Here is an 18,042-nt window from a genome sequence, read left to right as displayed (position 1 = left end):
GACGTCATGGACGACGATTTCTGGAAAGCTGTTCGCGAGAAGGAACGGGCTTCTTCGTCTGCTTCGCGCAGGACGGGGGCGCTCAATATCGCCCTTCTGTTCGGCACGGCCGTAGTGGCGCTGACCCTCATCCTGACACCAATGCTGGCGGATTCCTCCAAGAAGAGCGTGCTCGCCAGCGCACCGGCGGATTTCGACACGATCACCACCGGCTCCATCCCGAAGACCGAGAATGGCCCGAAGACCGAAAACGGCAAGCGTTATACGATCCGTCGCAGCGTGCTCCAGGATACGCCTGGCTCTGTCTGTGTCGTCCAGGGCTACGGCGTCGGCGCCGGCTGCTGAGGAAATGAAGCTTCCGTCGCCGGAGGCCGTGAATTTCATTGCTGTCTTGCGCTCAAAAGGGTTGGGTTGATGAATTTACTGAAGAAATTTCTGGCGGACAGAAGCGGTGCGACCGCGATCGAATATGGACTGATCGCAGCGCTGATGGCGGCTGCCCTCATTGGAGGCCTGGGCGTGTTCACCAATGGCCTGCGTGGCGTGTTCAACACCGTCGAGAATAACCTGACGATCAACTGAACTATCCGTTAGCTCACTGTCTGAGCTTCTGCTCTTCCACCTTCAGGGCGTCAGCAAGCCGCGCCTTGGCCGTTCCTGGCTTCAGCGGCTGCTGCTGGCTTTCATGCGGTGCCCATCCCGACACGTAGATTATCGAAAATGTTGCGCGGATACGGCCGTCGGGGTCCGAATAGCGCTCGGCATAGATTTCTGCGGCGCGGAGGAAGAAGGCGCGCGTCAGCGGCTTGCGGCTGCGGGCTGCCAGCGGATTGGCCATGCCCATCGCTCTCAGGTCGCGCATCAGCGGAAAAATTGAATCATAGCGTACCGTATAATTCTCCGCGTCGATGACGGGCAGGGCAAAGCCTCCGCGCTGCAGCAGGCCACCGACATCGCGTACATCGGCGAAGGGGATGACGCGCGGGCTTGCGCCGCCGGTCATTTCAATTTCGGTCGCAAGCAACACTTCGCGCAGTTCCTGCAGCGTACCGGCGCCCGGAATGGCGGCCAGGAAAAGCCCGTCTGGCTTCAACGCGCGGCGGATCTGGATGAAGACGCCGGGTGTGTCGTTGGTCAGGTGCAGGTTGAGCGGCGCGATCACCAGATTGGCCGATTGGGGCGCCAGTGGCACGTCTTCGAGCGGTGCTTCGAGAAATGATTCCCCCGGCGCGACGTAGTCGATGTCGCTTTCCACGCGGGTGAGGCTGTCGACCTTGCCGGTGGCCATCGCCGCGCGGGCGGCTGCGCCCGTGGTGCCATGCAGTTCCACGGCGTGTTCGAAGGTGCGCTCCACGACGGCCAGGCGTTCTGCCAGTTCCTCGGCGGCGATATCGAGCAGGAAGCCTGCCTTCGGATCACGGTTTGCGAGCGCGCGGCGGCGGTTTGCGGCGATCTGTGCCTTGTCGAAGATGATATCCATGGGCGATGTCCATATTCCCCTGTCCGGCGGGCGGCAAGGCGATTTTCCTTTGGCTCGCGACACGCTAGTCTGCCTCATATGGGGATGATCGAGACGAAAAGAGAGAAGGGACGCGTGTGGGCGCAGCTGCTGCGGCCGCTGTCGCTGATTGCCGATCTTGTCTATCCGCCGGCTTGTGCTGCCTGTGGCGTTTCGACGGGTGGCCATCGTGGGCTCTGTCCGAAATGCTGGGCCGCCGTCCGGTTCATCGAGCGGCCTTATTGCGAGGTGCTCGGCATTCCCTTTTCCCATGATCTCGGCACCGGCATCCTGAGCGCCGAGGCGATCGCCAATCCGCCGCCCTTCGACCGGGTGCGTTCGGCAGCCGCGCATGACAATGCCATTCGCGCCCTCGTGCATGGTCTCAAATATCGGGATCGCACCGATCTTGCGCCGATGATGGCCGGCTGGATGCTGCGTGCCTCGGACGGCACGGTCGAGCGCTGCGACGCCATCATTCCAGTACCGCTTCATCGCGCCCGCATGGTTTCACGCAAGTTCAACCAGGCAGCGGAACTTGCCCGGCATCTGGCGCGACTTGCCGAAAAGCCCCTTCTGCCCGCAACCCTTCTGCGCGTGAAGCGCACCAGCCAGCAGGTCGGCCTCGGCGTTCGGGCGCGAGAGGAAAATGTCCGTGGCGCTTTTGCCGTCGCCGCCAATAAAGAAGACGATGTCTTCGGCAAGCGCATCGTGCTCGTTGACGATGTCTATACGACGGGTGCGACGGTCGCTGCGGCAACGCGCGCGCTGCGCAAGGCAGGTGCTGCCGATATAACGGTTTTGACCTTTGCAAGGGCCTTTGCGGAAACTATATGACGTTAAGAAAACAGCACCGTCTGGAGATCATTCATGGTACCCGTTACCATCTATACACGGCAGTTCTGCGGCTTTTGTACACGCGCCAAATCTCTGCTTGAAGAGAAGGGCGTGGACTATGTCGAGCATGACGCGACCTTCTCGCCTGAACTTCGCCAGGAAATGCTCGGCAAGTCGAACGGCCGCAGCACCTTTCCGCAGATTTTCGTCGGCAGCACGCATGTCGGCGGTTGCGATGATCTTTACGCGCTCGATCGGGCAGGCAAGCTCGATCCACTGCTGGCAGCCTGAGGAAGAGCGATGAGTTTCACGGCCGCTGCCATCCAGATGTGCTCCGGTGTCGATCCGGAGCGGAATGCCGCTTCGATGGAGCGCCTTGTCCGGGAAGCCTCAGCAAAGGGCGCGACTTACGTGCAGACGCCCGAAATGACCGGCATGCTGCAGCGTAACCGCGCGGCGGCAAAGGAAGTGCTGCGCGACGAGAGCAATGACATCATCGTCAAGACCGGTTCGACGCTTGCCGCCGAGCTCGGCCTTTACATGCATGTCGGCTCGACGGCTATTGCGCTCGATGACGGCAAGATGGCCAATCGCGGGTTTCTCTTCGGACCTGACGGCAATATCCTGAACCGCTACGACAAGATCCACATGTTCGACGTCGATCTCGATAATGGCGAGAGCTGGCGCGAAAGCGCAGCCTATCGACCGGGATCGGAGGTGCGTGTGCTGTCGCTGCCTTTCGCGGAGATGGGTTTCACCATTTGCTACGACGTGCGTTTCCCGCAGCTTTTCCGTGCGCAGGCGGTTGCCGGCGCCGAAGTGATGACTGTTCCGGCCGCTTTCACGAAGCAAACCGGCGACGCGCATTGGGAAATCCTGCTGCGAGCCCGCGCCATCGAGAATGGCGTCTTCGTCATCGCCGCCGCGCAAGCCGGCCTGCATGAGGATGGGCGCGAGACATTCGGCCATTCGATGATCATCGATCCTTGGGGCAAGGTGCTGGCTTCGGCCGGCCCGTCTGGCGAGGCGGTCATTCTCGCGGAGATCGACCCGGCGGCCGTAAAGGTGGCGCATGACAAGATTCCGAACCTTAAGAACGGCCGGGAATTTTCCATCGAGAGAATTGCGGGGGGAATTTCAGGAGGCACAGCAGCTTGATCCGCTATTCCCTTATTTGTGAAAATGCCCACGAGTTCGAAGGCTGGTTTTCCGAAAGCGCCGATTTCGATCGGCAGGTTGCAAATGGCCTTCTGACTTGCCCTGTGTGCAATTCCGCTTCCATCTCCAAATCGCTGATGGCGCCATCCGTTTCGACCGCACGCAAGAAGGAAGAGATGCAGACGGTTGCCATGGATGCAGCTCGTCGCGAAGCCTTCCTGAAGCTCAAGGAAGCCGTAGCAGAGATCAAGGCGAAATCCGAGGATGTCGGAACCCGCTTTCCGGAGGAAGCTCGCAAGATCCATTACGGTGAGGCGGATGCCCGCGGCATCATCGGCCAGGCGACGCCCGACGAAGCCCAGGCGCTGGTGGAAGAGGGCATAGAAATCGCCGCTCTGCCGGTCCTCCCCGAAGACGTGAACTGATATGGAGCCTGCGGCCGGTCTTGAAACTGTAGACCGGCAGGATCAGACCGGCCGTTTTGCCAGCAGCATGTAGTTCACATCCATGTCCTTCGACAGGTTCCACTGGTTTGCCAGCGGATTGAAGAAGACGCCTGTACGGTCGATGATGTCGAGGCCATTCGCCGCAAGCGGCTTTTCCAGCTCTTCAGGACGAACCAGCTTTTCATATTGATGCGTGCCGCGCGGCAGCCAGCGCAGGACGTTTTCTGCGGCGAAGATCGCAAGTGCAGCCGCCTTCATCGTGCGGTTGATGGTGGCAACGAACATCAGCCCGCCCGGCCGAACCATGCTGGCGCAGGTATTCATGAAAAGTTCGACATCGGCCACATGCTCCACCACTTCCATGTTGAGCACGATATCGAAGGTTTCGCCGGCTTCGGCGAGCTGCTCTGCGGTGACGGCGCGATAGTCGACCACAACACCCGATGCCTTGGCGTGGGTAGAGGCGATGCCGATGTTCTTCTCCGAAGGGTCTGCACCGACGACCTCGGCGCCCATGCGGGCAACCGGCTCCGATAGCAGACCGCCGCCACAACCGATATCGAGCACACGCAGGCCTTCAAGCGGCCTGGCACTCCTCGGATTGCGCGAAAAATTCTCTGCCGCCTTATCGCGGATATAAGCAAGGCGAACGGGATTGAACTTGTGCAGCGGCTTGAACTTGCCGGTTGGGCTCCACCATTCGGCCGCCATGGCGGAAAAGCGATCGACTTCGCTCTGGTCAACGGTGGTCTTCGCCGCTTCGGTCATCTTGCCCGCTCCTTTGTCCTGCCAGTGAAGTCGGACGATCGGAGCAATAAGTCAAGGGCTGGCGGCTGCCGCATCGCTTATCGGGAGTCGCCAGGAGACTGCAAAAATTGCGGCCGCTTTCAGCCAATAAAAAACCCCGCATTGTTGCGGGGTTCTTGCGCTTGTTCGGATATTGCCTAGCGGCACTGACGGCGCGGACCATACGTGGGCTGGTACGTATTGTCGGATGCACGGTAGGAGCGATAACGGCTATAGCAATAATCGGCATGCGAACTACCGGCGCTCACGCGTGGCTGCGAAGCAATGATACCGCCGATAATCGCGCCAGCTGCGAGTCCGCCGATGATGGCGCCCGTGTTATCGCGGCGGTAATAGCGGTCGCGGTAGTAGCGGTTACCGTCATAGCGGTTGCCGTAGTAGCGGCGGTCCCCGTTCCATCGACGATCATCACGATAACGATCACTGTAGCGATAGTCGCGGCCGCCACGCGAGCCGTAGTCGAAGCGCGGGCACTTGGTGAAATTATTGCAGCCTACCTTCAGAAGCTCAGCATCGCCGCCCAGGGATTGCGGTGCGGATTGAACCGGATTTTCCACATAGGCCGGCCCTGCCCAGGCTGGTATTCCGGAGAATGCGGTTGCTATCGACAGGGCAAAAATCGCTAATCTTCTCATTTTCATCACCAGCCTTCTGAGACGTTTATCTGTGATTTAAACGCATTTGGCGCAACTAAGTTTCATGGTGGTTGCGAGGATCCACGTTTCAGATTTTCGCGAGGACTGCTATTGGGCTGAAGCTGCCATCTGATCGTCCTTGCCCTGAGATTCAGAAGGGCGATTATCCACGGCCGCTGGTCAGGATGAAATACCCTTCCACTTCGCTTTCTTCCCGCCCTTGCCACCCCCCATCAAACTCGCTAAGAGACGCGCCAACTTTCGTCCTTGGTTGGCGGGCGTTGGAAGTGTTCCAGAAACCAGTATTTCCGGGCTCTTCGGTCGATCGACAGCCAGAATTTTCTGATGTCTGGGAGGGTTGATATAGACCTCCCGGTGGTTTGTGAATGGCGCGTAGCGTGCCGGGGAAGCAAATCCCGTTTCCGGCAATCGCACGCGGGTCGTGGTAGAGGCTTATGGCGCGCATCGTTATGAAATTCGGCGGGACGTCCGTCGCTGACCTGGACCGTATCAAAAACGTCGCCCGCCACGTGAAACGCGAAGTCGATGCCGGCCATGAGGTGGCGGTCGTCGTTTCCGCCATGTCCGGCAAGACCAACGAGCTGGTCGGATGGGTTCAGAATACGCCGAAGGTGATCGGCGCCAACTCGCCCTTCTACGATGCGCGCGAGTACGACACCATTGTCGCCTCCGGCGAGCAGGTCACGTCAGGCCTTCTGGCAATTGCGCTGCAGAGCATGGGTATCAATGCCCGTTCCTGGCAGGGTTGGCAGATCCCGATCCGCACCGACAATGCGCATGGCGCGGCGCGCATCATGGAAATCGACGGGACCGATATCATCAAGCGCATGGGTGAGGGCCAGGTTGCGGTCGTCGCCGGCTTCCAGGGACTCGGTCCCGATAACCGTATCTCGACACTCGGGCGCGGTGGATCGGACACGTCTGCCGTCGCGATTGCCGCTGCGGTAAAAGCCGATCGCTGCGACATCTATACTGATGTCGACGGCGTCTACACGACCGACCCGCGCATCGAGCCCAAGGCACGCCGCCTGAAGAAGATCGCTTTCGAAGAAATGCTGGAAATGGCGTCGCTCGGCGCCAAGGTTCTTCAGGTGCGCTCGGTCGAGCTTGCCATGGTGCACAAGGTACGCACCTTCGTGCGTTCGTCTTTCGAGGATCCCGATGCTCCGGGCATGGGCGACCTCTTGAACCCGCCCGGAACGCTGATTTGTGACGAGGATGAAATCGTGGAACAGGAAGTAGTCACCGGCATCGCCTATGCCAAGGATGAGGCTCAGATCTCGCTTCGCCGTCTTGCCGATCGACCGGGCGTTTCCGCCGCGATCTTCGGGCCGCTTGCCGAAAGCCACATCAACGTCGACATGATCGTCCAGAACATTTCCGAAGACGGTTCGAAGACGGACATGACCTTCACTGTGCCCTCGGGCGATGTCGAGAAGGCGATCAAGGTTCTTTCCGACAACAAGGACAAGATCGGCTACGACGTCGCACAGAGCGAATCCGGTCTGGTCAAGGTTTCCGTCATCGGCATCGGCATGCGCAGCCATGCCGGTGTTGCGGCGACCGCCTTCCGGGCGCTCGCCGAAAAGGGCATCAACATCAAGGCGATCACGACCTCGGAAATCAAGATTTCGATCCTGATCGATGGTCCCTATGCAGAACTCGCTGTCAGAACTTTGCATTCCTGCTACGGTCTGGATAAGAATTGATTCCCAGCGGGCGGCGTGCCCCTTCAGGTTGAAGATGCGGCCGGTTCTTCTGGCCGCATCAAGCGTTTGTTTCGGGGAGCTTGAGACGCAATGAGAGACCTTTCCGGCGGTCCGCGCGTGCTGCTCAAGCGGCTGCGCGAGTTGATGGCGGAGCCGCTGGAGCCGCAAGAGCGCCTCGATCGGATCGTTCGCCAGATCGCGAGCAACATGGTGGCGGAGGTCTGCTCCGTCTATGTTCTGCGCGCCGACGGCGTTCTTGAGCTCTATGCTACCGAAGGTCTCAATAAGGAAGCCGTCCACCTTTCGCAGCTGAAGATGGGGCAGGGCCTCGTCGGCACGATCGCCGCATCGGCCCAGCCGCTCAATCTGTCCGACGCGCAGTCGCATCCGGCCTTCCGCTACCTGCCGGAAACGGGCGAGGAGATCTACCATTCCTTCCTCGGCGTGCCGATCCTGCGGACGGGACGTTCGCTCGGCGTTCTCGTGGTGCAGAACAAGGCAAGCCGCAATTATCGCGATGAGGAGCTGGAAGCGCTCGAAACGACGGCGATGGTTCTCGCGGAGATGATCGCGACCGGCGAGCTCAAGAAAATCACCAAGCCAGGCCTCGAACTCGATCTCACCCGTTCAGTCACTGTCGACGGCGATACGTATAATGACGGCATCGGTCTTGGCTACGTCGTGCTGCATGAACCGCGCATCGTTGTCACCAATCTGCTCAACGAGGATGCGGAGAAGGAAATCCGGCGGCTGGCGGAAGCCATGGGGTCGCTCCGGATCTCCATCGACGACATGCTGTCGCGCCGTGACGTTTCCATGGAAGGCGAGCATCGCGAGGTGCTGGAAACCTATCGCATGTTCGCACACGACCAGGGTTGGGTGCGCAAGCTGGAAGAGGCGATCCGCAACGGCCTGACTGCCGAGGCGGCAGTCGAGAAGGTTCAGAGCGACACAAAGGCGCGCATGATGCGCCTGACGGACCCTTATCTGCGCGAGCGGATGCATGATTTCGAGGATCTGGCGAACCGGCTGCTGCGCGTGTTGACGGGCTATACCGGCCGCACGACCGCCGAAGGTTTCCCGACTGATGCCATCATTCTGGCGCGCGCCATGGGGGCAGCCGAGCTGCTTGATTATCCGCGCGCCAATGTGCGCGGTCTGGTGCTGGAAGAGGGCGCGGTGACGAGCCATGTGGTGATCGTCGCGCGCGCCATGGGCATTCCGGTCATCGGGCAGGCGGCGGGTGTCGTGGCGCTCGCCGAAAACGGCGATGCCGTCATCATCGATGGCGACGAAGGGCATGTGCATATCCGGCCGATGCCGGAGCATCAGCGCTCCTACGAGGAAAAGGTGCGCTTCCGCGCACGGCGGCAGGAGCAATTCCGGGCGCTACGTTCCGTCGAGCCGGTCACCCGGGATGGGCAACGCATCCAGCTTCAGATGAACGCAGGCCTGCTGGTCGACCTGCCGCAACTGGCGGAATCGGGAGCGGAGGGCATCGGCCTTTTCCGCACAGAGCTGCAGTTCATGATCGCGTCGACCATGCCGAAAGCGGAAGAGCAGGAGATGTTCTACCGCAATGTCCTGAAGCAGGCGGGCGGTCGCGTCGTGACCTTCCGGACGCTCGATATCGGTGGCGACAAGGTGGTGCCCTATTTCCGTGGCCACGAAGAAGAGAACCCGGCGCTCGGTTGGCGGGCGATCCGTCTGTCGCTCGACCGGCCGGGACTGCTGCGCACACAGTTGCGCGCCATGCTGAAGGCTGCGGCGGGTGCTGAGCTGAAGCTGATGGTGCCAATGGTGACTGAAGTTTCGGAACTCCGGCAGGTGCGCGAGCTCCTGCAGAAAGAAGTTCAGCATCTGTCTCGCTTTGGCCACGGCCTGCCGCGCAAGCTGCAGTTCGGCGCGATGCTGGAAGTGCCGGCGCTGCTCTGGCAGCTCGACGAGCTGATGGATGCGGTTGACTTCGTCTCTGTCGGATCCAACGATCTCTTCCAGTTCGCCATGGCTGTCGACCGCGGCAATGCGCGGGTGTCCGATCGCTTCGATCCTCTTGAGCGGCCGTTCCTGCGCATCCTGCGCGATATTGTGCGCGGTGCGGATCGCCACAAGACGCCGGTGACGCTCTGTGGCGAGCTGGCTGGCAAACCGCTCTCGGCCATGGCCCTGCTCGGTGTCGGGTTCCGCTCCATCTCCATGTCGCCGGCATCGATCGGACCGGTCAAGGCGATGCTGCTCAGCCTTGATGCGGGGGCGCTGACGGCGACGGTCAATGAGGCGTTGGACGACCGCCACGCGACGACGCCGATGCGCGAAGTGCTTGCCCGCTTCGCCGAGAGCCACAATATTCCCCTTTAGACATATACAAGAAGAATAGGAGTAAGGGGTGGCGAAGCTTCCCATTGAAAAGATGCGTGAGCTTGAGCGCCGCTTCGGCGAGATCGAAGCGCGCATGTCGGCCGGCCCGTCGGCCGATGTCTATGTAAAGCTTGCATCCGAATATTCCGAACTGCAGCCGGTGGTAACCATGATCCGCGCCTATGAAAAGGCGGTCGGCGAGCTTGCCGATCTGGAGATGCTGCTCGAGGACAAGTCCGTCGACCGAGAAATGCGCGACCTTGCCGAGCTCGAACTGCCCGATGTGAAGGAGCGGATCGAGGCGCTGGAGAGTGAAATCCAGATCTTGCTGCTGCCGAAGGATGCGGCTGACGAGAAGAGCGCAATCCTGGAAATCCGAGCCGGCACCGGTGGCAACGAGGCGGCACTTTTCGCCGGCGACCTCTTCCGCATGTACGAGCGCTATGCGGCAGCGCATGGCTGGAAGGTCGAAGTACTGTCGGCGAGCGATGGAGAAGCCGGCGGCTACAAAGAAATCATTGCGACGATCACTGGCAAGGGCGTCTTCGCCAAGCTGAAATTCGAATCCGGCGTACATCGCGTGCAGCGCGTGCCGGAGACGGAAGCGGGCGGGCGTATCCATACCTCGGCAGCGACCGTTGCCGTTCTGCCCGAGGCCGAGGAGATCGATATCGAAATACGGCCAGAGGATATCCGCATCGATACGATGCGCTCCTCGGGTGCGGGCGGCCAGCACGTCAACACGACGGACTCGGCAGTGCGCATCACGCATCTGCCGACGGGTATCGTGGTGACCAGCTCGGAAAAATCGCAGCACCAGAACCGCGCCAAGGCCATGCAGGTGTTGCGTTCGCGGCTTTACGATGCCGAGCGGCAGAGGGCCGATAGCGAACGTTCCGCCGACCGCAAGAGCCAGGTCGGCTCGGGCGACCGCTCCGAGCGTATCCGCACCTACAACTTTCCCCAGGGGCGCGTGACCGACCACCGCATCAACCTGACACTCTACAAGCTCGACCGAATGATGGTCGGGGAGATTGACGAAGTGGTGGACGCATTGCTGGCCGACTATCAGGCGAGCCAGCTCGCGCAGCTTGGCGAACAGCAATGATCGCATCCGGGTCGACGGTTTCAGAGATGCTTGCCGAAGCCCGGCGTCGCTTCACGGAAGCGGGTATTGCCGATCCGCAGACCGATGCGCGGTTGCTGATTTCGGGATTACTGGAGCTTTCACCGACCGAGATGCTGACAGCCGGCCGTGAACCGGTTTCAGAAGAGCAGGCGGGCAGTATCGGCCGCGCTATCGAAAGGCGGTTGAAGCACGAGCCGGTGCACCGCATCCTGGGAGAGCGGGAATTCTACGGTCTGCCGCTTTCGCTGTCCGCCGGCACGCTGGAGCCGCGGCCCGATACGGAAATCCTCGTCGATACGATCATTCCCTATCTGCGCGACCTTGCAAAGACGCAGGGCAATCTCCATATCCTGGACATAGGAACCGGGACTGGAGCGATTTGCCTTGCGCTCCTCAATGAATGTCCGGAAGCATCAGGCATCGGCAGCGATATTTCGACCGATGCACTTGAGACGGCAAGATCAAACGCAGAAAGACACGGATTGCAAGACCGATTCACGGCTATTCGATCGAGCTGGTTTGAGAACATCCATGGGACGTTTCATGCGATTGTCTCAAATCCGCCCTATATTGCTTCCAATGTCATTCACGATCTCGCTCCCGAAGTGACGAAATTTGATCCGGCTGCAGCTCTGGATGGCGGCCCGGATGGGCTTGACGCCTACAAAGCCATAGCAAAGGATGCAGCAAGGTTCGTACGATCAAATGGGGTCGTCGGACTGGAAATTGGCTATGATCAGCGAAACGATGTGACGGCGATCTTTGAAGCGGAAGGCTTCAAGTGCCTCAAATCCGTGAAAGACTATGGTCAGAACGACAGAGTGCTCGTGTTCTCGCCGGCATGACCGGCGACAAATTGCAGCATCGAACTGGACATTGTTGCTATTGCGAAGAAAAGGCTTGGATTTCCCGAGGAAGCAATATAGGTTGCCCTCACGCGTTGGGCGCATAGGAATGAACGAGATTCGTTTGGTACTTGCTCAGCTTCGGGGGTCTGCTCTTTTAAACGAGAGTTTCAAAAGTTGAACACGACCCAATGCGTGAATCAGTCAAACTGACTTGAAGACAAGCGGCAGGTCGGCGCGAAGGCGCACTATGCTTGCGGCACGAAGGCCCTGATCCGGATGAACCGGTCTTGGCGGTTGGTGCCATGTATCCAATCACAAACAGAGAATTCAGGTGAACGATCGATGAGGCCAGGACAGCAGAACAAGCGCGGTCGAGGGCGTGGCAGTAATAACAATAACGGCGGCGGCGGCGGTGGTGGAAATAGCAATAACAACAATTTCAACCGCAAGGGCGGAAACCCGCTGACCCGGACTTACGATAGCTCCGGCCCCGACGTGAAAATCCGCGGTACTGCTCAGCACATCGCTGAAAAATATGCGCAGCTCGCCCGTGACGCCCAGAGCTCCGGGGACCGCGTCATTGCTGAAAACTACCTGCAGCACGCCGAACATTACAACCGCATCATTGCCGCCGCACAGGCCCAGATGCAGGAACGCTTCCAGCGCGACGATCGCGGCGACTTTAATGATCGTGACAATGTGGATCGCGACGGCGATGAAATGGATATGGCAGACAATGACGATGTCGTCGTTGTTCAGCCGCCTCATCAACAGCAGCGTGAAGAACGCCAGTCGCAACGCGAAGAACGCCAGCAACAGCGCGAAGAACGCCAGCCACGCGAACAGCAGCAGGTTGCTCCGGCAGCCCCTGTTCAGCAGGCCGAAGCAATCGACGGAACCGGCCCGCAGCCGGAAATCGAAGGCATTCCTGCTGAAGTCGCGATGGAAGAGGAAGGTGGCGCAACGCAGCAGCGCCAGCCCCGCCGCCGCAATCCCAGCAGCCGCCCGCGCCGCCCGCGGCGGAGTGCCGAAGGTGAAGCAACTGGTGAGGAAGGTGCTTCGGCCGAAGCACCTGTTCTAGCTGAGGCTGCTTCGGAATAAGCTCGCTTCCATAATAGACAAATTGAAAGGCCGCTCTTTTGGGCGGCTTTTCTGTTTGGGGAGTTCAAGGCTGCTTGTCGTGCTGTGATCACCCGGCGCATATTTCCGCATCGCGCCTATGGTAGGGCCGAGGATTTCTTCGATAAGAACTGGACGCGTCCGGACATGGTCAGCGCTCGGGCGAGGAGGCCTCGGAGGCAGCGCTTTTCGCGTGCTTCACCCCTTTAAACTCCCGGGATTTCCCACCATATCCTGTTCAGTTTCGTTTGCCGGAAATCTCGCTGGCGACAAACAGGGCTTGCCTTTTGAGGGAGCTCAATCTCAATCATCGGCCTGTGCCTTATGAAGGGCAGGGCGATTCATGGAGGTAGCATATGAATATCGAAAAATACTCCGAGCGGGTGCGCGGTTTCGTTCAGTCTGCCCAGACTTATGCGCTGGCGCAGGGCCACCAGCAATTCACTGCGGAACATGTTCTCAAAGTCCTGCTCGACGATGATCAAGGCATGGCCGCTTCGCTGATCGAGCGCGCTGGCGGCGATGCCAACGCCGCGCGGCTTGCCAATGACGCAGCACTTGCCAAACTGCCGAAGATTTCCGGCGGTAACGGCAACATCTATCTCGCCCAGCCGCTCGCCAAGGTTTTCTCGACCGCCGAAGAGGCTGCGAAGAAGGCTGGCGATAGTTTCGTGACGGTCGAGCGTCTGTTGCAGGCGCTGGCGATCGAAAGCTCTGCCTCGACCTATCAGTCGTTAAAGAATGCAGGCGTGACCGCGCAGGCGCTCAATCAGGTCATCAACGAAATCCGCAAGGGCCGCACGGCCGATACGGCAAGTGCCGAGCAGGGCTTCGACAGCCTGAAGAAATACGCGCGCGACCTGACCGCCGAGGCCCGTGAGGGCAGGCTCGATCCTGTTATCGGCCGCGACGACGAAATCCGCCGCACGATCCAGGTTCTCTCCCGCCGCACCAAGAACAACCCTGTTCTCATCGGTGAGCCCGGCGTCGGCAAGACCGCGATCGTCGAAGGTCTTGCGCTGCGCATCGTCAATGGTGATGTGCCGGAAAGCCTGAAGGACAAGAAGCTGATGGCGCTCGATATGGGTGCCCTGATCGCCGGTGCGAAGTTCCGAGGCGAATTCGAAGAGCGCCTGAAGGCCGTGCTGAACGAGGTTCAGTCGGAAAACGGCGAGATCATCCTCTTCATCGACGAAATGCACACGCTTGTCGGTGCCGGCAAGGCGGACGGGGCGATGGACGCCTCCAATCTGCTGAAGCCTGCGCTTGCCCGTGGCGAGCTGCATTGCGTCGGCGCAACGACACTCGATGAGTATCGCAAGCATGTCGAAAAGGACCCGGCTCTTGCCCGCCGCTTCCAGCCGGTCATGGTCGAGGAGCCGACGGTCGAAGACACGATCTCGATCCTGCGCGGCCTGAAGGAAAAGTACGAGCAGCATCACAAGGTGCGTATCGCCGATGCCGCACTGGTTGCCGCTGCAACCCTTTCGAACCGCTACATCACCGACCGTTTCCTGCCGGACAAGGCGATCGACCTGATGGACGAGGCGGCTGCCCGCCTTCGTATGCAGGTGGATTCAAAGCCGGAAGAGCTCGACGAGCTCGACCGCCGCATCATCCAGCTTAAGATCGAGCGCGAGGCGCTAAAGAAGGAAACCGACGTCGCCTCCGCTGATCGGCTGAAGCGGCTGGAAACCGAGCTTTCCTCAATCGAGGAAGAAGCGGATGCGCTGACGGCCCGCTGGCAGGCGGAAAAGCAGAAACTCGGCCTTGCTGCTGACCTCAAGAAGCAGCTCGACGACGCCCGCAACGAACTGGCGATTGCCCAGCGTAAGGGTGAATTCCAACGCGCCGGCGAACTCGCCTATGGCGTGATCCCGGGTCTCGAAAAGCAGCTGGCCGATGCCGAAAGCAAGGAAGACAACAGCCGCAATGCGATGGTGCAGGAGGTCGTGACCCCCGACAATATCGCCCATATCGTCTCCCGCTGGACCGGCATCCCGGTCGATAAGATGCTGGAAGGCGAACGCGACAAGCTGCTTCGGATGGAAGACGAGCTGGCGAAATCGGTCATCGGTCAGGGCGATGCGGTTCAGGCCGTATCCCGCGCCGTGCGCCGTGCACGCGCCGGCCTTCAGGATCCGAACCGTCCGATCGGTTCGTTCATCTTCCTCGGTCCGACCGGTGTTGGCAAGACGGAGCTCACCAAGGCGCTCGCCCGCTTTCTCTTCGACGACGAGACGGCGATGGTGCGCATGGATATGTCGGAATACATGGAAAAGCATTCCGTGGCCCGGCTGATCGGCGCACCTCCCGGCTATGTCGGTTATGATGAAGGTGGCGCGCTGACGGAAGCCGTTCGCCGCAGGCCCTACCAGGTCGTGTTGTTCGACGAGATCGAGAAGGCGCATCCCGATGTCTTCAACATCCTGTTGCAGGTGCTTGACGACGGTCGCCTGACCGACGGCCAAGGCCGGACGGTCGACTTCCGCAATACGATGATCATTATGACGTCGAACCTCGGTGCTGAATATCTCACGCAACTGCGCGAAGGTGACGACAGCGATACCGTTCGCGAACAGGTCATGGATGTGGTCCGCGGTCATTTCCGGCCGGAATTCCTGAACCGTATTGACGAGATCATCCTCTTCCACCGCCTGAAGCGCGAGGAGATGGGCGCGATCGTCGATATTCAGCTGAAGCGGTTGTTGTCGTTGCTGTCCGAACGCAAGATTGCGCTCGATATCGATGAGGATGCTCGCAACTGGCTGGCCAACAAGGGGTATGATCCCGTTTATGGCGCCCGTCCGCTGAAGCGGGTGATCCAGAAGTTCGTGCAGGATCCGCTTGCCGAGCAGATCCTTTCGGGCCAGGTGCCAGATGGGTCGATGGTGAAGATCACCAGCGGTTCCGACCGATTGCTGTTCCGCACAAAACAGGCGGTCAACGAAGCGGCGTAACGCTGCGCAGACAGGGATTGAAGATGGCGGCTTGCGGGCCGCCATTTTTGCGTCTGCTTGAAGGGAAGGTTACTTGCTCGCGACCTGATCCGAGGCGGGCTGGTTATTCAGCAGCGTGTCGATGCGCTTGCGCTCGTCCTCGAACTTTGCGAGTGCATCGCCCTGGAGCGACTTGCCGCCCGGCAGTCGAATACGCAGCGGGTCGACCTTCGTGCCGTTGACGATCAATTCGTAGTGCAGGTGCGGGCCGGTGGATTCGCCTGTCGTTCCTACCCAGCCGATGACCTGACCCTGTCGCACTTTGGTGCCCGGCACGATGCCCTTGGCGATGGCGCTCTGGTGGTTATAGGAGGATTCGTAGCCGTTGGCATGGCGGACGATCGTCTGGTTGCCGTAACCGCCGGAATCCCAGCCGGCCTTTTCGACCGTGCCGTTACCCGCCGCAATGATCGCTGTGCCGCGCGGGGCTGCCCAGTCGACACCGGTATGCATGCGCGCGAAGCCGAGAATGGGGTGGCGGCGCATGCCGAAGCCGGATTTGAAGATGCCATTCGGAACCGGGTTGCGCAGCAGGAACTGGCGGATGCTCTTGCCGTCCTGATCGAAGTAGTCGATCGTGCCGTCTTCCGGGTCCTGGAAGCGATAGAAGCGCGTCAGCGTATCGCCGAAGCGGGCATTGACGTAGAGAAGCTCGGAATCCTCGGTCGCCTGGCCGTTGTTGTCGGCGACGGAGAAGAAGGCTTCGAGATAGTCTGCCGGCTTCAATTGCGCCTGGAAATCGACATTGCTGGCGAGTAGCTTGATGACGAGCGCCGTCATGTCCTTGGTCATGCCATAGGAAAGGGATGCGCGGTAAATGCCGTCATAAACGCGCGGCAAATTCTGGCCGGCGGGCGGAGCGAAGGAATTATCCTCGAAAGCGGTGGCGATTGCATCCAGCGTCGGTGGTTCGCTGCCGGTCACGAAACGGCCCTTGTCGTCGAGGGCGACGGTGATGAGATGGCGCGTGCCGCGATAGACACTGGCTCGGATGATCTTGGCCTGCTCGCCCTTCTGAATGATACCGATGCGCAGGACGTCGCCCTTCGAGAGCGTATCGGTGCCGAACAGGGGGGCGATATAACCGGCCATGCCGTCTGCCTGCGGCTGCGGATAGCCGGAATCGGCGAGCGCCTTGGCGATTGTCGTATCCTGGCGCACCGGCAGGATATCGTCGGCGAATTCTTCGGTCTGCGGTGTGATGGATTCCGGTGCCGAGACCGTCATGTTCTGCTCAAGCACACGCGCGGCAAGGCCGGCGGTCAGGTCGACGTCGTTGTCCTCGGCGGAGAAACGGCGAGGATCCACATAGTAGAGGGCTGCAAGCTGGGCATTTCCGTCCGTCAGAACGGAGCCGTTCGAGCGGACATTTTCCTCGACTTCGTCAAGCGACAGGCCGGGGGCCATATTGAGGTCCGACTTGCTGGTCGGGAAGGGAACGGTCTTCAGCGCCACTTCGGATTCGACATCGGAACCGTAAATCGCACCGGTGCGGCTTTGCGCTGCGGGCTGGGGCTCGTCGGCAGAGAAGATCGCCAGCGGATCGAAGTCCGGATAATCCTCGGTCGCGACGTGATTGGCAGCCAACATCATCTTCACATGGGAGAAGGGCTGGCGGCGCACGACTTCCTTCTCGCCATCGTGAACGACGGTCGAGACCTCCATGATGGCACGGTCAGATGGCTTGGCGGCGATAACGGGGGCGATCAGACGGCCGCCGCGGGTCACAGACGTATCCTGATGTGCATCTGCCGATGTGCTTGCATAGGCTTCGGCGGGGATTGCCAGCTGCTGCCGGCCGTCGAGGGCCGCAAAAAGCGCAACACCCATGAGGATCGAAGATGTAATGCCGGTGAGGAACGTGCCCGAAAGCCAGCGAAGCGAAACCTCGCGTCGGTCGGGCGCACGTCGCCCGTCTGCCAGAAGCGGAGGCTCGCTGCCCAGCGAGCGGATCATCATTTTCTCCGTCATCATGGCAGCTGGGTTCGCATCCTTACATTCGATGTCGTTATGGGCATCCGCGGGCCATCCTGGCTGGGGCGAAAGATGTGCATATTTTGGGCACGGAAGTCAAATCACACCGGAATAGGCACTCTACGTGCGCATGCCTGCGTGAATCGTGCGTGTTTCCTCTGACCAGCAGAATGTGATGATGTCGGGGCAAGACCGATCGAAATCGCATCTTCCACAACAAAACCGACAAACAGTCATGTTTTCCGGGCTTCCTGGCACGATCGGAATCCGGGAAAGGAGCGAGCCTTGGTGGCTTATGTAAAATCCCTTTATAAAACAAGAGGATGTGAGAAAAGTGATTTTTTTGAAAAAGGCCTGTTGACTGTTTCGAGGGTGTGGGATTATAAGCCCACTCACTGAACGAGGGCGGCGGCGCTGCTGGCGACGAAGTCTTTCGTTCTAAAGAAATCAAGCGAATTGGCGGATTGCTGGTTTGTTGCTCTGGGCGGAAGTTTGGAGCGGGAT

General features: G+C 60.0%; 16 protein-coding genes. 12 read left to right on the top strand and 4 right to left on the bottom strand.

Annotation, left to right across the window (positions count from 1 at the left end):
- Positions 1–6: 6 nt before the first annotated feature.
- Both AC1DUP_RS18405 and AC1DUP_RS18400 read left to right on the top strand, forming a co-directional pair.
- Positions 7–345 carry a hypothetical protein gene (locus tag AC1DUP_RS18405; protein ID WP_113312017.1) on the top strand — a complete coding sequence of 113 codons (339 nt, stop codon included), beginning with the start codon at positions 7–9 and terminating at the stop codon, positions 343–345.
- A gap of 69 nt (positions 346–414) precedes the next feature.
- Positions 415–582 (top strand): Flp family type IVb pilin, encoded by a 168-nt coding sequence (locus AC1DUP_RS18400; protein WP_113299054.1) that lies wholly within the window; start codon positions 415–417, stop codon positions 580–582.
- A 13-nt stretch (positions 583–595) separates the two neighbouring features.
- Here the strand turns inward: AC1DUP_RS18400 and AC1DUP_RS18395 are convergent, their stop codons facing one another.
- The gene (locus AC1DUP_RS18395) at positions 596–1,480 is read right to left on the bottom strand and encodes a methyltransferase domain-containing protein (protein ID WP_477833625.1); all 885 of its coding nucleotides are present in this window, start codon (positions 1,478–1,480) and stop codon (positions 596–598) included.
- Positions 1,481–1,558: 78 nt separating this feature from the next.
- Here AC1DUP_RS18395 and AC1DUP_RS18390 point away from each other — a divergent pair, with 78 nt between their 5' ends.
- Genes AC1DUP_RS18390 through AC1DUP_RS18375 form a run of 4 tightly spaced genes read left to right on the top strand, consistent with a single transcriptional unit; the run spans position 1,559 to position 3,918 of the window.
- Positions 1,559–2,335 (top strand): ComF family protein, encoded by a 777-nt coding sequence (locus AC1DUP_RS18390; RefSeq protein ID WP_477833623.1) that lies wholly within the window; start codon positions 1,559–1,561, stop codon positions 2,333–2,335.
- 33 nt (positions 2,336–2,368) lie between these two features.
- On the top strand, positions 2,369–2,626 hold the full coding sequence (gene grxC / locus AC1DUP_RS18385; RefSeq protein ID WP_113299051.1) for a glutaredoxin 3: 258 nt from the start codon (positions 2,369–2,371) through the stop codon (positions 2,624–2,626).
- 9 nt (positions 2,627–2,635) lie between these two features.
- Entirely contained in the window at positions 2,636–3,493 is an 858-nt protein-coding gene (locus AC1DUP_RS18380) for a carbon-nitrogen hydrolase family protein (protein WP_477833621.1), read from the top strand.
- Positions 3,490–3,918, top strand: a complete 429-nt coding sequence (locus AC1DUP_RS18375) for a DUF1178 family protein (RefSeq protein ID WP_113299049.1) — start codon at positions 3,490–3,492, stop codon at positions 3,916–3,918. The genes AC1DUP_RS18380 and AC1DUP_RS18375 overlap by 4 nt, the downstream gene beginning before the upstream one ends.
- Before the next feature lie 42 nt (positions 3,919–3,960).
- On the opposite strand, the gene ubiG is transcribed toward AC1DUP_RS18375, so the two are convergent.
- Complete coding sequence (gene ubiG, locus AC1DUP_RS18370) at positions 3,961–4,707, bottom strand: bifunctional 2-polyprenyl-6-hydroxyphenol methylase/3-demethylubiquinol 3-O-methyltransferase UbiG (protein ID WP_477833618.1); 747 nt, start codon at positions 4,705–4,707, stop codon at positions 3,961–3,963.
- Between the two features lie 176 nt (positions 4,708–4,883).
- On the bottom strand, positions 4,884–5,381 hold the full coding sequence (locus AC1DUP_RS18365; protein ID WP_477833616.1) for a BA14K family protein: 498 nt from the start codon (positions 5,379–5,381) through the stop codon (positions 4,884–4,886).
- Positions 5,382–5,836: 455 nt separating this feature from the next.
- On the opposite strand from AC1DUP_RS18365, the gene AC1DUP_RS18360 reads away from it, so the two are divergent.
- The 6 genes from AC1DUP_RS18360 to clpB all read left to right on the top strand — a co-directional run bounded on the left by AC1DUP_RS18360 (position 5,837) and on the right by clpB (position 15,525).
- The gene (locus AC1DUP_RS18360; protein WP_113507588.1) at positions 5,837–7,111 is read left to right on the top strand and encodes an aspartate kinase; all 1,275 of its coding nucleotides are present in this window, start codon (positions 5,837–5,839) and stop codon (positions 7,109–7,111) included.
- Positions 7,112–7,201: 90 nt separating this feature from the next.
- Complete coding sequence (ptsP, locus tag AC1DUP_RS18355; protein WP_477833614.1) at positions 7,202–9,469, top strand: phosphoenolpyruvate--protein phosphotransferase; 2,268 nt, start codon at positions 7,202–7,204, stop codon at positions 9,467–9,469.
- Positions 9,470–9,497: 28 nt separating this feature from the next.
- Positions 9,498–10,577, top strand: a complete 1,080-nt coding sequence (gene prfA / locus AC1DUP_RS18350; protein ID WP_113299045.1) for a peptide chain release factor 1 — start codon at positions 9,498–9,500, stop codon at positions 10,575–10,577.
- Positions 10,574–11,443, top strand: a complete 870-nt coding sequence (prmC, locus tag AC1DUP_RS18345; RefSeq protein ID WP_115036219.1) for a peptide chain release factor N(5)-glutamine methyltransferase — start codon at positions 10,574–10,576, stop codon at positions 11,441–11,443. Before prfA ends, prmC begins: the two co-directional genes overlap by 4 nt.
- 345 nt (positions 11,444–11,788) lie before the next feature.
- Positions 11,789–12,547 carry a DUF4167 domain-containing protein gene (locus tag AC1DUP_RS18340; RefSeq protein ID WP_477833944.1) on the top strand — a complete coding sequence of 253 codons (759 nt, stop codon included), beginning with the start codon at positions 11,789–11,791 and terminating at the stop codon, positions 12,545–12,547.
- Between the two features lie 374 nt (positions 12,548–12,921).
- Positions 12,922–15,525: an ATP-dependent chaperone ClpB gene (gene clpB / locus AC1DUP_RS18335; protein ID WP_477833611.1), complete on the top strand. Its 2,604-nt coding sequence runs from the start codon at positions 12,922–12,924 to the stop codon at positions 15,523–15,525.
- A gap of 69 nt (positions 15,526–15,594) precedes the next feature.
- Here clpB and AC1DUP_RS18330 read toward each other — a convergent pair whose 3' ends face one another.
- Positions 15,595–17,538 carry a M23 family metallopeptidase gene (locus AC1DUP_RS18330; RefSeq protein ID WP_477833609.1) on the bottom strand — a complete coding sequence of 648 codons (1,944 nt, stop codon included), beginning with the start codon at positions 17,536–17,538 and terminating at the stop codon, positions 15,595–15,597.
- Between the last annotated feature and the right edge of the window lie 504 nt (positions 17,539–18,042).

The organism is Rhizobium sp. 01L419 (assembly GCF_056400025.1).
This window is presented reverse-complemented; position numbering and strand designations above follow the sequence as displayed.